This window comes from Euzebya rosea (genome assembly GCF_003073135.1).
In the GTDB taxonomy this organism is placed as follows: domain Bacteria; phylum Actinomycetota; class Nitriliruptoria; order Euzebyales; family Euzebyaceae; genus Euzebya; species Euzebya rosea.
Window position 1 is genome coordinate 1 of record NZ_PGDQ01000020.1, and the last position, 12,594, is coordinate 12,594.

A 12,594-nucleotide genomic window follows, 5' to 3' on the forward strand; every position below is an offset into this window, starting at 1 on the left:
TCGGTGCGGGCCTGCTCGGTGCGGGCCTGCTCGGTGGCGTCCGGCTCGGGGTCCGCGTGCACGGCGCCGTCGCCCCGATCCAGGGGTTCGAGCACCGCGGGTTCCTCCCTGGCCAGTCGTCGGTCCTCCAGCACCATCAGCACCGCGACGAGCAGGGCCCCGACCGTGATGCCGATGTCGGCGACGTTGAACACCGGGAAGTTCTGCAGCGGCGCGAAGTCGAGGTCGAGCATGTCGACCACGGCCCCGTCCCGGAAGATGCGGTCGGCACCGTTGCCGATGGCCCCGCCGACGACCAGCCCGTAGGCGGTCGCCAGGCCCAGCGACCTGGTCTGGGGCAGCGCCCTGATGACCAGCACGGTGACCACGACGGCGACCAGGACGAAGACCCACGGCAGGCGCAGCGGCAGCGAGAAGGCGCCGCCGGTGTTGCGGATCACCCGCAGCACGAGCGGGCCGAGGTCGTTGGGCACCTGCCCCTCGAGGCTGCGGACCGCAGCGATCTTGGTGGCCTGGTCGAGGACGATCCAGACGACGGCCACCACGAGGGTGGTGGCGTACACGAGCTTCGAGCGATCTTGTTCAGGCATGGGTGACTGCCGAGTGTGCCATGTTGGTGGGTCGCGGCTCGGGTGGCCCGCGCGTACCCGTCAGGTGGCGGCCCGATCGCCCGCCGAATCGTCGAACCAGTCACGGATGGCCCGGCACGCCGCGTCCGGTGCGTCGTCCTGCCAGTAGTGGTTGGCCCCCTCCAGCAGGACGGTGCGGTGGTCGGCGAAGGTCGCCTCCATCCGGCGCAGCACCGGCGTGCCGAACGCGGGATCCCTGGTGGCCCACAGCAGCAGGGCCGGCAGGTCGGTCAGGCCGGTGGCCATCGTGTCGTAGCGCGTCTGGGCGAGGAACGGCCGCGCCCCGGTGATCCGCTCCGGGAAGACGTGGGTGGGCTCTCGTGATGCCGGAGTGGGGTAGGGACCCCGCCACATGGCCATCTCGGCCTCCCCGGGACGACGGAGGCTGTGCGCCCGGGGGATGACCTGCTCCACGAAGGCGTTCAGGCGCTTGTGGGCGAACGTGCCGATCGGCCCGCCCATCAGCCACGAGAAGGCGGAGAACTGCACGTCGTCGACCGGCCAGCACCACGTGTTGCCGATCACGAACCGGCTGTAGCGGTCGGGATCGGCGGCCGCGGCCGCCAGGCCGATCGGGCCTCCCCAGTCCTGCAGGACCATGGTCACGTCGGTGAGGTCGAGGCCGCGGACGAGGCCGGCGACGATCCGGGCGTGCTCCTCGGGCCCGAAGGCGTATCCCCGGCGAGCGCTCGACAACCCCATGCCCGGGTAGTCGGGGGCGACGCACCGGTAGTCGCTGGACAGGTCGGCGATCATGTCGCGGTACAGGAACGACCAGGTCGGGTTGCCGTGCAGCATCAGCAGCGTCGGCCCCTCGCCCTCGTCGAGGTAGTGCACCGAGCAGTCGTCGACGTCGAGGAAGTGGCTCTCGAAGGGGTACAGCGTGTCGTCGACCCAGCTGGGCCGCTCACCGGGGGTCGGGTTCATCGGCGCATCGTCCCACGCCACCGGCCCGTCCGGCCACCCCTCCCGGGCCCACGCGTGTCGGGCGATCACGACCGGCGGCCCGATACCCGACACGCGCCCGAGCGGTGACGGGCGGCGGTTCGGGGGACGGGTGATCACGGCCGGCGGCCCGGTCGGGTGCGTCGGCCGGTCACCTCGTCGGACGGTCCATCGCGGCTACGCTCTGCTCCCGCACGACGCACGTCCCCGCGAGAAAGCCGAGCAGTGTTCTCCCCCGTCGACCAGCAGCCCGACTTCCCGGGCATGGAAACCGCAGTCCTGCAGCGGTGGAAGGACCACCGGACGTTCCGGGCGTCGCTCGACGCACGCGCCGACGGTCCGCTGTTCTCCTTCAACGAGGGTCCGCCGACCGCCAACGGTCGGCCGGGGGTCCACCACGTCGAGGCACGGGTCTTCAAGGACATCTTCCCCCGCTACCGCACGATGAAGGGGTACCGGGTCCCGCGGAAGGCCGGCTGGGACTGCCACGGGATCCCGGTGGAGCTCGAGGTCGAGAAGACGCTCGGCTTCACCCACAAGCAGGAGATCGAGGACTACGGCGTCGAGGCGTTCAACCGCCTGTGCCGCGAGTCGGTGGAGACCTACGTCGACGAATGGACGCGCCTGACCGAGCGCATCGCGTTCTGGGTCGACACCGACGACGCCTACTGGACGATGGACGCCTCCTACGTGGAGAGCGTCTGGTGGAGCCTCAAGCAGCTGTGGGACGCCGGGCTGCTGTACGAGGGGCACAAGGTCCTCCCCTACTGCGGCCGCTGCGGGACGTCGCTGTCGGACCACGAGGTCGCCCAGGGCTACGACCAGGCCGAGGATCCCTCGGTGTACGTCCGTTTCCCGCTCACCGAGGGTCCGCTGGCCGAGGCCGGTGCATCGCTGGCCGTGTGGACGACCACCCCATGGACGCTGATCTCCAACACCCTCGTCGCCGTCGGCGAGGACCTGCAGTACGTGCTGGCCCAGGCCAACGACGACGCCTTCCCCGTGGTCGTCGCCCGCGACCTGGTCCAGGCGGTCCTGGGCGAGGGAGCAACCGTCCACCGTGACGTCGCCGTGGAGGAGCTCCTCGGGCAGCCGTACCGGGCGCCGTTCGACTTCGTCGTCCCCGAGGGCCGCGCCCACTACGTGACGACCGCCGACTTCGTCACCACCAGCGACGGCACCGGGCTGGTGCACATGGCCCCGGCGTTCGGCGCCGACGACTACGCCATCGGCCAGCGCGAAGGGGTCGAGGTCGTCAACCCCGTCGACCTCGAGGGCCGCTTCACCGACCGGGTCACGCCCTGGGCGGGCCTGTTCGTCAAGGACGCCGACGCGGGGATCATCGAGGCGCTCGGCGAGGCCGGGCTGCTGATCAGGGCCGAGACCTACACCCACACCTATCCGTTCTGCTGGCGGTGCAAGAACCCGCTGCTGTACTACGCCAAGCCGTCCTGGTACGTGGCCACGTCGCAGTACAAGGACAAGCTGCTGGCCGTCAACGCCGAGGTCGACTGGCACCCCGAGCACATCCGCGACGGCCGCTACGGCGACTGGCTGTCCAACAACATCGACTGGGCGCTGTCCCGATCCCGCTACTGGGGCACGCCGCTGCCGGTGTGGCGCTGCGACGGGTGCGACGACGCGGTGTGCGTGGGATCGCGTGCCGAGCTCGGGGACCTGACCGGCAACGACCTGTCCGGCCTCGACCCGCACCGTCCCTACATCGACGACATCACCTTCGAGTGCCGACGCGACACCGACCACGGCCCCTGCGGCGGAACCATGATCCGCGTGCCCGACGTCATCGACGCGTGGTACGACTCCGGCGCCATGCCGTTCGCCCAGTTCGGCTACCCCTGGGTCGAGGGGTCGGAGCAGACGTTCAGCGAACGGTTCCCCGCCGACTACATCTGCGAGGCCATCGACCAGACGCGCGGATGGTTCTACTCGCTGATGGCCGAGTCCACCCTGCTGTTCGAGCAGAACAGCTACCGGACGGTCCTGTGCCTGGGACACATCGTCGACGCCGACGGCAAGAAGATGTCCAAGTCGTTGGGCAACATCATCTCGCCGTGGGAGATCGTGGATCGGCACGGCGCGGATCCGCTGCGGTGGCTGCTGCTGACCGACGGATCGCCGTGGGTCAACCGCCGCGTCGGCCACGGACCCGTCGAGGACGTCGTCCGTCGGTTCTTCCTGACGCTGTGGAACAGCTACTACTTCTTCGTGACCTACGCCCGCATCGACGGGTGGACCCCGGACGTCCGACCGGCCCCGCCGGTCGCCGACCGGCCGGTGATGGACCGCTGGATCCTGTCGGAGCTGGCGCAGCTGATCACCACCGTCGACGAGGGGCTGGAGGCGTTCGACGCCACCACCGCCGGTCGTGCGCTGGAGGACTTCGTCGACGGGCTGTCCAACTGGTACATCCGCCGGACCCGATCCCGGTTCTGGGCCGAGGGCACCTCGGCGGACAAGGACGCGGCCTTCGCCACCCTGCACGAGTGCCTGGTCACGCTGTCGGCACTGCTGGCCCCGTTCACGCCCTTCGTGGCCGAGTCGCTGTACGACAACCTCGTCTGCACCGTCGACGCCGAGGCGCCCGACAGCGTGCACCTGCTGGACTTCCCCGTGCCCGACGCGGCTGCCGACGACGCTGGCCTCCGGCGCGCGATGGCCGCTGCGCGCGAGGTCGTCACCCTCGGCCTGCGCGCCCGCAACGAGGCACAGATCGGCGTGCGCCAGCCGTTGCCACGCGCGCTGGTCACGCTGCCCGACACCGACGGCTGGGACCGCGTGGCCGGGGTCGTCGCCGACGAGCTGAACCTGAAGGCCATCGAGCTGAGCGAGGGCGGCGACACCGTCAGCTACCAGCTGAAGGCCAGCTTCCGCGACCTCGGCCGGGTGTTCGGCAAGCAGACCCCCGACGTCGCCGCGGCGATCACGTCCGCCGACCCCGATCCGATCGTGGCGGCCGTGCGTGCCGAGCAGTCCGTGGACCTCGTGCTGTCCGACGGCACGTCGGTCACCGTCGACCCCACGATGGTCCAGGTCGTCGAGGAGTCCCGGGAGGGCTGGACCGTTGCCTCCGAGGGGGGCGTGTCGGTTGCGCTGGACCTGACCGTCGACGACGTGCTGCGGCGCGAGGGCCTGGCCCGCGAGCTGATCCGCACCATCAACGACCAGCGCAAGCAGCTGGACCTGCAGCTGTCCGACCGTATCCGCCTGGAGCTGGCCATCGACGGCCAGCTGAAGGAGGCGGTGGCCGACCACCGCGAGGCCATCAGCCGCGAGACGCTCGCAACCGACATCACCGACGGGGCAGCCTCCGGCGGTGCGTTCGTGGAAGTCGGCGGACACGCCGCCCGTATCCGTATCGAGGTCAACCGATGACTGCCCGCAGCCTGCTCCGCCGAGCGCTCCTCCTCGCCGGCCTCGTCGGCCTCGTCGCCGGGGTCGTGTGGAGCCGCAAGGAGCTCAACGAACCCACCGACCGGACCGGCTCGGCGATCCCGCTGCCGCGGGTACCCCGCGGGACCGACCGGATCGCCGACGCGCGCCTCGTCGCACGCCCCGGCGAGCCCGAATGGATCGTGGACCTGGCCGGCTGGGTACCGAAGCCCATCACGAGCCGCCCGCTGCAGCTCCTGGCGATCGTGTGGGCCCTCCCCTCGACGGTGGTCGGCCTGCTCCTCGGCCTGCTGAGCGGCGCGACGCCGACGCTGCGCGACGGCGTGATCGTCTTCTCCCCCGTTCGCGGACCGGTCTGCTTCGCCCTCCACCGGGGTGGATTCGCCGCCACGACCCTGGGACACGTGGTCCTTGCCCGGCACGAGCCGTCGGCAGCCCTGATGGCCCACGAGCTCGTGCACACCCGGCAGGCGGAGCGGCTCGGCCCGCTCATGGGCCCCACCTACTGGTACCTGCTGGCCCGCTACGGCTACGCACGCCACCCCATGGAGCGTGCCGCGCGCATCGCCGGCCGCGAGGCGAAGCACGTGGGCGGTGGGCACACCCGTCCCACCAAACCTCCCGTCCACACCTAGGCTCCGCCTCGATGGGCCCGCGGCACAGTCACCGATCGGGTCGCCTCGCCTCGGGCGGGGCGATCGCCGTGCGTCCGCGTGCCCGTTCCGTGGTGCCAGGAGTGCTGCTGGGCTGCATGCTGCTGGCCGGCATCGGCGTGCCCGCGGTCGTCCTGCCGGTCGTCGCACCCACGAGTCCCCTCCTGTCGTCGGCGGTGGCGGACCCGATGCCGGCCGCGACCGACGACGACGCCGCAGCGCTGGCCGGGGGCTGGCTGGCCCGGCAGGTCACCGCCAGCGGATCGCCACGGGGAACCAGCACCGCGGAGGACCTGCGACCGGCCGGCTGGGCAGTGCTCGGCATGCTGGCGAGCGGTGTCGGCGAGACGGCAGCAGCCCGCGCGAGCGCGGCGATCGCCTCCGCGGTCGTCGACCGTCCCACCGACGAGCTCGCGACCGGCGAGCTGGGGATGGCCATCCTCGTCCGCGTCGCCCGGACGTCCACTCTCGTGCTCGGGCCGGACGACCTCGACCTCGTCGCGGAGCTGCAGTCCCGGACGCAGTCCAACGGGGTGGACGCCGGGCTGATCGGGTCGTCGTCGCTGCTGCAGGAGCCCGTGACGACCCACAGCCTCGGGCTCCTGGCCCTGGTGGCCGCCGGTGTGCAGCCGAGCGACGCCCAGCTGCGCTGGCTGGCCCAGCAGCAGTGCCCGTCGGGCGGGTGGCCGCTGTACCGCGACGCTGCGGCCCGGTCGACGGGGACGTGCGAGCTGCTCGTGCCCGACATGGCCATCACCGCCGTGGCCGCGCAGGCCTCGGCGGCCGCCGGCATCGAGGTGCCCTTCGACGTCGAACGGTTCCTCCGCGCGTCGCTCAACCCAACCGGCGGATTCGCGCCGGCGCCGGGCCTGTCCCCAACCCCGGCGGCGACGGCCCATGGGATACAGACCCACCGCGCGCTGCTCGGGGGCGACCCCGACGAGACGTGGTCGGGGACGGCCGGGACACCCCAGCAGGTCCTGCTGGCCGAGCAGCTCGGGTGCGGCTGGCACGGCGAGGACCGGGGCGCGGTCCCCGAACGGATGCTCGACACCACGCCGGACGTCGCACAACCCTCCGCTGAGGGGCCGGGGGTGGCCGCCGCCGTCGAGGACGTCGCTGCGGCGACGCTGGTGTGGGCCGACGTGCAGCTCCCGATCGTCACGAGCGTCCCCAGAGTGGGCGACCCGTTCCCCGACTGTCCGGTGACGACGTCACGAGCAGCCGGCGCCGATCGGGTCGCCACGGCCGTCGCGCTGTCCGGCGAGGCGTTCCCCGACGGCGCCCCCGCAGCGGTCCTGGCAACCGCGTCCGGCTACGCCGACGCGTTGGCCGCCACGGCCTTGGCGGGTCGCCTCGAGGGGCCGGTGCTGCTGACCCCGCCGGCGGACCTGCCCGACATCGTCCTCGACGAGCTGGCCAGGCTCGGCGTGGAGGAGGTCGTGCTGATGGGTGGTCCCGCGGCCCTGAGCCGACGCGCCGAGTCGACCGCGGCGTCGGTGGACACCGTGGAGACGGTGCGACGCATCGCCGGTGACACACGGTTCGAGACCGCCGCCGCAGCGGCGGAGGAGGTCGGCGGCAACCGTGCGTTCCTCGCCAGGGGCGCCGGGCCGACCGATCAGGCACCGTGGGCCGACGCCCTGGCCGTGGGCGCATGGGCCGCGACGCAGGGCATCCCGGTGCTGCTGACGGAGGCCGATGTCCTGCCGGAGGAGACGGCCGCTGCGCTTGACGGGCGAGCCGAGGTCATCGTCGTGGGTGGGACGGCCGCGGTCTCCGAGGACGTCGCGCAGGCGGTGACGGCGCACGCCGATGCCGTCAGGCGGATCGGCGGCGGCAGTCGCCTGGCCACCTCCGCGTTGGCCTTCGCTGCCGCCCGCGCCGACGGGATCGACGTGGCCCGGGTCGCGCTGGCCACGAGCGCCGACTACCCCGACGCGCTGGCGGCGGGACCGGCGATCGCCGCGCTCGGCGGCAGCCTGCTGCTGGTCGATCCGTCCGCTGGGGTGGCCAACCCCGACAGCGGCAACGCCCTCCTCGACGTCGACTACGTCGTGGACCACCTGATGGCCGTCGGCGGCGTCGCCGGCCTGCCCGCACAGGTGCTGGCGGACGCCGCGGCCCTCGTCCGCGAGGGCGTCGACGGCTGACGGGCCGTCATCGGCTCCGGTCGACGTCGACCGGACCGGACGTCAGGCCGGGGGTGGCGGAGGCGGCGGCGGGGTCGCCGCTGGACGGCTGGTCCCCGACGAGGACGCCGGCCGAGGGCTGGCGCCCGGAGGGGCCCAGCCGCCACCGCTCGGGGGGGCCGGCGCGCCCTTGGGCGGCGGTGCCGGTGCGGGCGGCGGTGCCGGAGCCGGCGGCGGCGTGGCGACGGGTGCCGCTGGTGGCGTGGGCGGGGCGTCCTGCACCGCGGGCGGGTCCTCCGTGGTTGCGTTCAGGTCCGTGGTCACGTCCTCGTCACGGGACAGGGCGTCCTGGCCGTTCCCGCTCCAGCCCGCGCCCTTCCACGTGGCCGCAGGGGCCGCGTCACCGGACGTGGTCGTCGGGGCGGCTGCCCGAACGGGCTTGGGTCGCCGGTTGCCGCGGAGCACGCCGACCAGCAGGAACACCCCCGCGGCAAGCGCGGCCGCGATGGAGACGTAGATGAGGTCGAGCTCCTCGGAGAACAGACCGCCGATCAGCAGGCTGACGGCTGAGACGAGGACGAGGATGAGGCTGATGAGGATCACGCGTTGGCCTTCGGCCGCGAACGAACGGATGCGGAACGAGCCCGAGCGTACTGCCTCGATCGCCGACGCCCGGACAGGTACGGGGTCCGGTCGTCCGAGGACTCGGGCTCAGTCCCGGTGGGGTGCATGCAGCAGGTGGACCAGGTCGATCTGGCTGCTCGAGGCCGAGCTGCCGCGTCGGCTGCCGGTGCTGCCCATGTCGTCGCCGACGACACGCAGGCGGGGGTGGTCGTCGGCGGCCGTCGAGCGGTCGTCCGACCCGTCGTCCAGCCCGTCGAGCGCGAGGAGGGGCTCCGCGGGGGGTGGACCGGATCGGTCCGCTTCCTCGGACTCCTCGGCCTCCGGCGTGTCGGCCTCGGGCGTGTCGGCCTCGCGCGTGTCGGCCTCGGACTCCTCGCGCTCCGACCGGGGCTCGTCGGCCTCCGAGGCCGCCGCGTCGTGCTCGGCGGGCTCGGCCCCGGACGGCTCGCCGTCCTGCTGCGCCGTATCCTCCGGCGAGCGGTCCTTCGCTGAGCGCTCCTCCGGCGAGGTGTCCTCCGGCGACGTGTCCTCCCCGTCGGACCCGTCGGACGCGTCGGTCGCGGGGGCCACGGCCGCGGTGACGTCCTGCTCGCCGGACGAGCCGGGGTCCTCGACCGCGGCGGTGTCCACGGTGTCGGTCGTCCGCAGCCGGTCGATGGTCGCCTGCATCTCCGCCGGGACGGCGGGCAGGGCACCGAGCCGTTCGATCTCCGCCATCTGGCTCGACATCGCCTCGGTGATGACTCGGGCGTAGGCGGTGCGCTGCTCGGCCAGGCGTGCGGCCGTGCGGAGGGCGTCGTCGAGGACCGCCGTCGCCTCGTCGCGCGCCTCGCCCACCCGACGCGAGGCGTCGGCCAGGAGCTCGGAGGCTCGGGCCTCGGTACGGGCGGTCATCGCGGCGGCGGAGGACTCGGCGTCGGAGATCGTGGCACGCGCCCGGGCATCGGCCTCGGCGATCAGCCGATCGGCCTCGGTCCGGGCGTCGGCCCGGGTGCGCTCGGCCTCGGCGCGGGCGTCGGCGACGGCCTGCTCGGCCACCCCTCGGGCTTCCTCGGTGGTCTGGTTGGCCTCGGCCCGTGCGGTCTCGACCAGGCGCTGGGCCTCGGCCTCGGCCTCGCTGCGCACGCGGTCCGCCTCGCGGTTGGCCTCGGCACGCTCGGCCGCCGCGGCCGCTCGCGCATCGTGCAGCAGGCGCTCGGCCTCCTCGCGGGTGCGGGTGCGCAGGCCCTCGGCCTCGCTGCGGGCCGCGGCCAGCGTCGCGGCTGCTTCTTCCTTCGCGGCGCCAACCGTGCGTTCGGCCTGTGCCTGAGCCTCGTGGACCGTCGCATCGGCGGTGCGCTGGGCGGTGATGAGCGTCCGCTTGAGCATCTTCTCGGCTTCCAGCGCGTCGCTGGCTGCGGACTCGACCTGGGCCACCCGGGCGTTCGCGGCGGACTCGGCCTGCTGCACCCGTTCCGCGGCGGCGGCGACACGTTCGTCGGCCTGCGCACGGGCGTCGGCGGCGTGGCGCTCGGCGTCGTTCAGGCGCGCCAGCAGCCCCTCGCGTTCGCGGCGCAGCTCCTCGAGGGTGTCGGCCACCCGGTCCAGGAAGGTGTCGACGTCCTCGCGGTCGTAGCCGCGGAACTCGGTGGCGAATACCTGACGTTCGATGTCGTCGGGTGACAAGCTCATGGCAGCTCCGTTGGCGTCCTCGCGATCACTCGCGCCCCAGGGCCGGTCAGCAGAGGATGGCCTGGAGGATGTTCACCCCAAAGAAAAGCACGAGGATGCTCAGATCCAGCGCAACCGCTCCCATCCGCATGGGCGGGATGGCGTTGCGAAGGGGGGCTACAGCCCAGTCCGTTGCCCTGACCGCCACGTCGTTGACGACCAGGAGCGGGTCCGGAGGACGGGGGATCCACGAGAAGATCACCCGGACGATGAGCAGGACCCAGAACGCGGTGAGCGCCCAGCAGATGATCAGCATGACTCCACCGTAGGTGGCGTCACGACGTCAGGCCACGATCCTGCAACCGCGACAGCTCGCCGGCGGAGATCTCCACGTCGGCCGGGGTCAGCAGGAAGATGCGATCGCCCTTGCGCTCGATGCGGCCGTCCAGCCCGTAGATCAGGCCGGAGGCGAAGTCCAGCAACCGCTTGGCGACGGTCTCGCTGGCCCCCTGCAGGTTCATCAGCACCGGGACCCGGTCGCGGAAGTTCTCCCCGACCTCCTCGACGTCGTTGAACGTCGTCGGGCTGGTGATGTGCACGTGGTCGGCCACACGGGGGCCGCTCGGCGCCGGCGGGTCCTCCGTCCGGGGGCCTCCGAGGACGTTGACCGTGCCGGTCGGTGCCACCGGTGCCGGTGACGAGGCCGGGCCCGAACCCGACGAGCCCATTCCCGACGAACCCATGCCCGACGAACCCATGCCCGCGGGGGCCATGTCGTCGTCCATGGACCCGGCGGTGGGGATCCTGCGCACGTTCGACGGCTCCGACCGCGGCGCCGCCGGCGGTTCGGCGCTCAGTGGCGGCGCACCCATCGGCTCGGCCGTGGGCATGTCGTTGTAGTCGTCGTCGTACTCCTCGACCAGGCCGAGGAAGTGCATCGCACGCTTCCATCCGTTGGACGCCATCTGTTGCTCCCTTCCATGCCCCCCGGGGGGCGGTCGTGGCCGGTTGGTGGCCACGGTAGTTCGGTTGTGCTCGTGGACCGGCGAGGTGTCCCGCCCGTCCGGGCGGTCAGCCGTCGCGCGGACCGAAGATCGCGGTGCCGAGGCGGACGAGGGTTGCCCCCTCCTCCACCGCCAGCTCGTAGTCCCCGCTCATGCCCATGGACAGGTGCACGATTTCGGGGAAGGACTCGCGCAGCTCGTCGCGCAGGGTGCGCAGCCGCACGAACGCCGGACGGGGATCGACCCCGAGCGCGGGGATCGTCATGACCCCCTGGACGGAGATGCCGGGGATCTCCCGGATCCGGGCGATCGCCGTGGGGGCATCGTCGATGGAGAAGCCCGCCTTGTCGGGGTCCTCCCCGGCGTTGACCTGCACCAGGACGCGCTGCACGCGCTGGTGGTCCCGAGCCTCCGCGGCGATGGCCTCGGCCAGCCGCATGGAGTCCACCGAGTGGATCAGCGTCGCGGCTCCCACGACCAGGCCGACCTTGTTGCGCTGCAGCCGGCCGACGAAGTGCCAGCGGACACCCAGCGGAGGGTCGGCCTCGTGGCGAGCCGCGAGCGCCTTGGCCCGGCTCTCGCCGAAGTCGACCTGCCCGGCATCGCGCGCCGCACGGACCGCGTCGTCGTCGAAGGTCTTGGAGACCGCGACGACGGTGATCCCGCTGGTGGACCGGCCCGCACGCCCAGCGGCCTCGGCGATCGTGCGCCGGACGTCGTCGAGGCGCTCGCCGATGCTCGTCGCCATGTCGGTCATGGTTCCTCCCGCACGATCACGCCGATCTGTCGTCCCGGTGGGAACGCGTCGGCGTCGGCAGTCGATGCCCGGTGGCTGAACCACACCTCGGCGTCACAGCGCGTGCAGCCGCCGACCCGATGGGTCCGGGTGACGCCACGGGCCGCCAGCTGGAGGGCGACGGCACCGGGAAGGTCGAGGGAGTCGGTCCCCCACGACGTCCGAGCCCGCGCCCCGGGAAGTCCGGTCGTCGACACGACCTCCTCGGCCATCTCGGTGGGGACCTCGTAGCAGCACGGCCCGATCGCGGGGCCGATGACGGCCGTGGCCGACTCGGCCGGGACGCCGCTGCTGGCCAGCAGCGCATCGACGGCCTCGCCGACGATGTCGAGCGCCACCCCTCCCCTGCCGGCATGCACCGCGCCGATGGCGTCGCCTGCCGACAGCAGGACGGGCACGCAGTCGGCGACGAAGACGCCGAGCGGCGTGTCGGGTCGCGTGGTGAGCAACCCGTCCGCCTCGGGTGGTGGGCCCCCATCGACCCCCTCGACGGTCGCGACGGCACGTCCGTGGACCTGGCGCATCAGCGCGACCGGTGCATCCGGCTGCCCCATCTCGGCCAGGAGGGCGCGCCGCGCCGCCATCGCGTCACCATCACCGACGGTGTCGGAGGCGGTGCCGTGCGCCCGGGTCGAGAACCCGTAGCGCACGTCGGACCGCCCGGGCACGAGCCCGGTTCGGGGGACGGTGGGCGGCGCCACGGCGCTCGCCGGGACCGCGCCCGTCGCGGTTCGAGGGGCGTTCACGTCG

The 12,594-nt window shown here is 72.9% G+C and carries 11 protein-coding genes; 3 read left to right on the plus strand and 8 right to left on the minus strand.

Going from position 1 to position 12,594, the window contains the following annotated elements; genetic code table 11:
• Together lspA and CUC05_RS21305 are read right to left on the minus strand one after the other, a co-directional pair.
• Positions 1-590 (minus strand): signal peptidase II (lspA, locus tag CUC05_RS21300; RefSeq protein ID WP_157965860.1); only part of this gene is annotated, 590 nt, incomplete at its 3' end.
• Between the two features lie 60 nt (positions 591-650).
• Positions 651-1,556 carry an alpha/beta fold hydrolase gene (locus CUC05_RS21305; RefSeq protein WP_108668162.1) on the minus strand — a complete coding sequence of 302 codons (906 nt, stop codon included), beginning with the start codon at positions 1,554-1,556 and terminating at the stop codon, positions 651-653.
• A gap of 243 nt (positions 1,557-1,799) precedes the next feature.
• Between CUC05_RS21305 and ileS the strand changes: the two genes are divergently transcribed.
• The 3 genes from ileS to CUC05_RS21320 all read left to right on the plus strand — a co-directional run bounded on the left by ileS (position 1,800) and on the right by CUC05_RS21320 (position 7,791).
• Complete coding sequence (gene ileS / locus CUC05_RS21310) at positions 1,800-4,967, plus strand: isoleucine--tRNA ligase (protein WP_108668163.1); 3,168 nt, start codon at positions 1,800-1,802, stop codon at positions 4,965-4,967.
• On the plus strand, positions 4,964-5,620 hold the full coding sequence (locus tag CUC05_RS21315) for a hypothetical protein (RefSeq protein ID WP_108668164.1): 657 nt from the start codon (positions 4,964-4,966) through the stop codon (positions 5,618-5,620). The genes ileS and CUC05_RS21315 overlap by 4 nt, the downstream gene beginning before the upstream one ends.
• Positions 5,621-5,712: 92 nt before the next feature.
• A complete protein-coding gene (locus tag CUC05_RS21320) occupies positions 5,713-7,791 on the plus strand; it encodes a cell wall-binding repeat-containing protein (protein WP_157965861.1) in 2,079 nt (692 codons plus the stop codon).
• A gap of 42 nt (positions 7,792-7,833) precedes the next feature.
• On the opposite strand, the gene CUC05_RS25455 is transcribed toward CUC05_RS21320, so the two are convergent.
• The 6 genes from CUC05_RS25455 to CUC05_RS21350 form a co-directional block, all read right to left on the minus strand.
• Positions 7,834-8,373: a hypothetical protein gene (locus CUC05_RS25455; protein WP_108668166.1), complete on the minus strand. Its 540-nt coding sequence runs from the start codon at positions 8,371-8,373 to the stop codon at positions 7,834-7,836.
• A gap of 108 nt (positions 8,374-8,481) precedes the next feature.
• Entirely contained in the window at positions 8,482-10,065 is a 1,584-nt protein-coding gene (locus CUC05_RS21330; RefSeq protein WP_108668167.1) for a DivIVA domain-containing protein, read from the minus strand.
• Positions 10,066-10,111: 46 nt separating this feature from the next.
• Positions 10,112-10,360, minus strand: coding sequence for a YggT family protein (locus tag CUC05_RS21335; protein WP_108668168.1), 249 nt, complete (start codon positions 10,358-10,360; stop codon positions 10,112-10,114).
• A gap of 19 nt (positions 10,361-10,379) precedes the next feature.
• The gene (locus tag CUC05_RS21340; RefSeq protein ID WP_108668169.1) at positions 10,380-11,009 is read right to left on the minus strand and encodes a cell division protein SepF; all 630 of its coding nucleotides are present in this window, start codon (positions 11,007-11,009) and stop codon (positions 10,380-10,382) included.
• A gap of 106 nt (positions 11,010-11,115) precedes the next feature.
• On the minus strand, positions 11,116-11,805 hold the full coding sequence (locus tag CUC05_RS21345; protein WP_108668170.1) for a YggS family pyridoxal phosphate-dependent enzyme: 690 nt from the start codon (positions 11,803-11,805) through the stop codon (positions 11,116-11,118).
• A complete protein-coding gene (locus CUC05_RS21350) occupies positions 11,802-12,590 on the minus strand; it encodes a purine nucleoside phosphorylase YfiH/LACC1 family protein (RefSeq protein ID WP_108668171.1) in 789 nt (262 codons plus the stop codon). Before CUC05_RS21350 ends, CUC05_RS21345 begins: the two co-directional genes overlap by 4 nt.
• Positions 12,591-12,594 lie beyond the last annotated feature (4 nt).

Coding starts and splice junctions, on each gene's coding strand:
- CUC05_RS21305 (WP_108668162.1), bottom strand. CDS start 1,556: ATGAACCCGACCCCCGGTGAGCGGCCCAGCTGGGTCGACGACACGCTG.
- CUC05_RS21315 (WP_108668164.1), top strand. CDS start 4,964: ATGACTGCCCGCAGCCTGCTCCGCCGAGCGCTCCTCCTCGCCGGCCTC.
- CUC05_RS21330 (WP_108668167.1), bottom strand. CDS start 10,065: ATGAGCTTGTCACCCGACGACATCGAACGTCAGGTATTCGCCACCGAG.
- CUC05_RS21335 (WP_108668168.1), bottom strand. CDS start 10,360: ATGCTGATCATCTGCTGGGCGCTCACCGCGTTCTGGGTCCTGCTCATC.
- CUC05_RS21340 (WP_108668169.1), bottom strand. CDS start 11,009: ATGGCGTCCAACGGATGGAAGCGTGCGATGCACTTCCTCGGCCTGGTC.
- CUC05_RS21345 (WP_108668170.1), bottom strand. CDS start 11,805: ATGACCGACATGGCGACGAGCATCGGCGAGCGCCTCGACGACGTCCGG.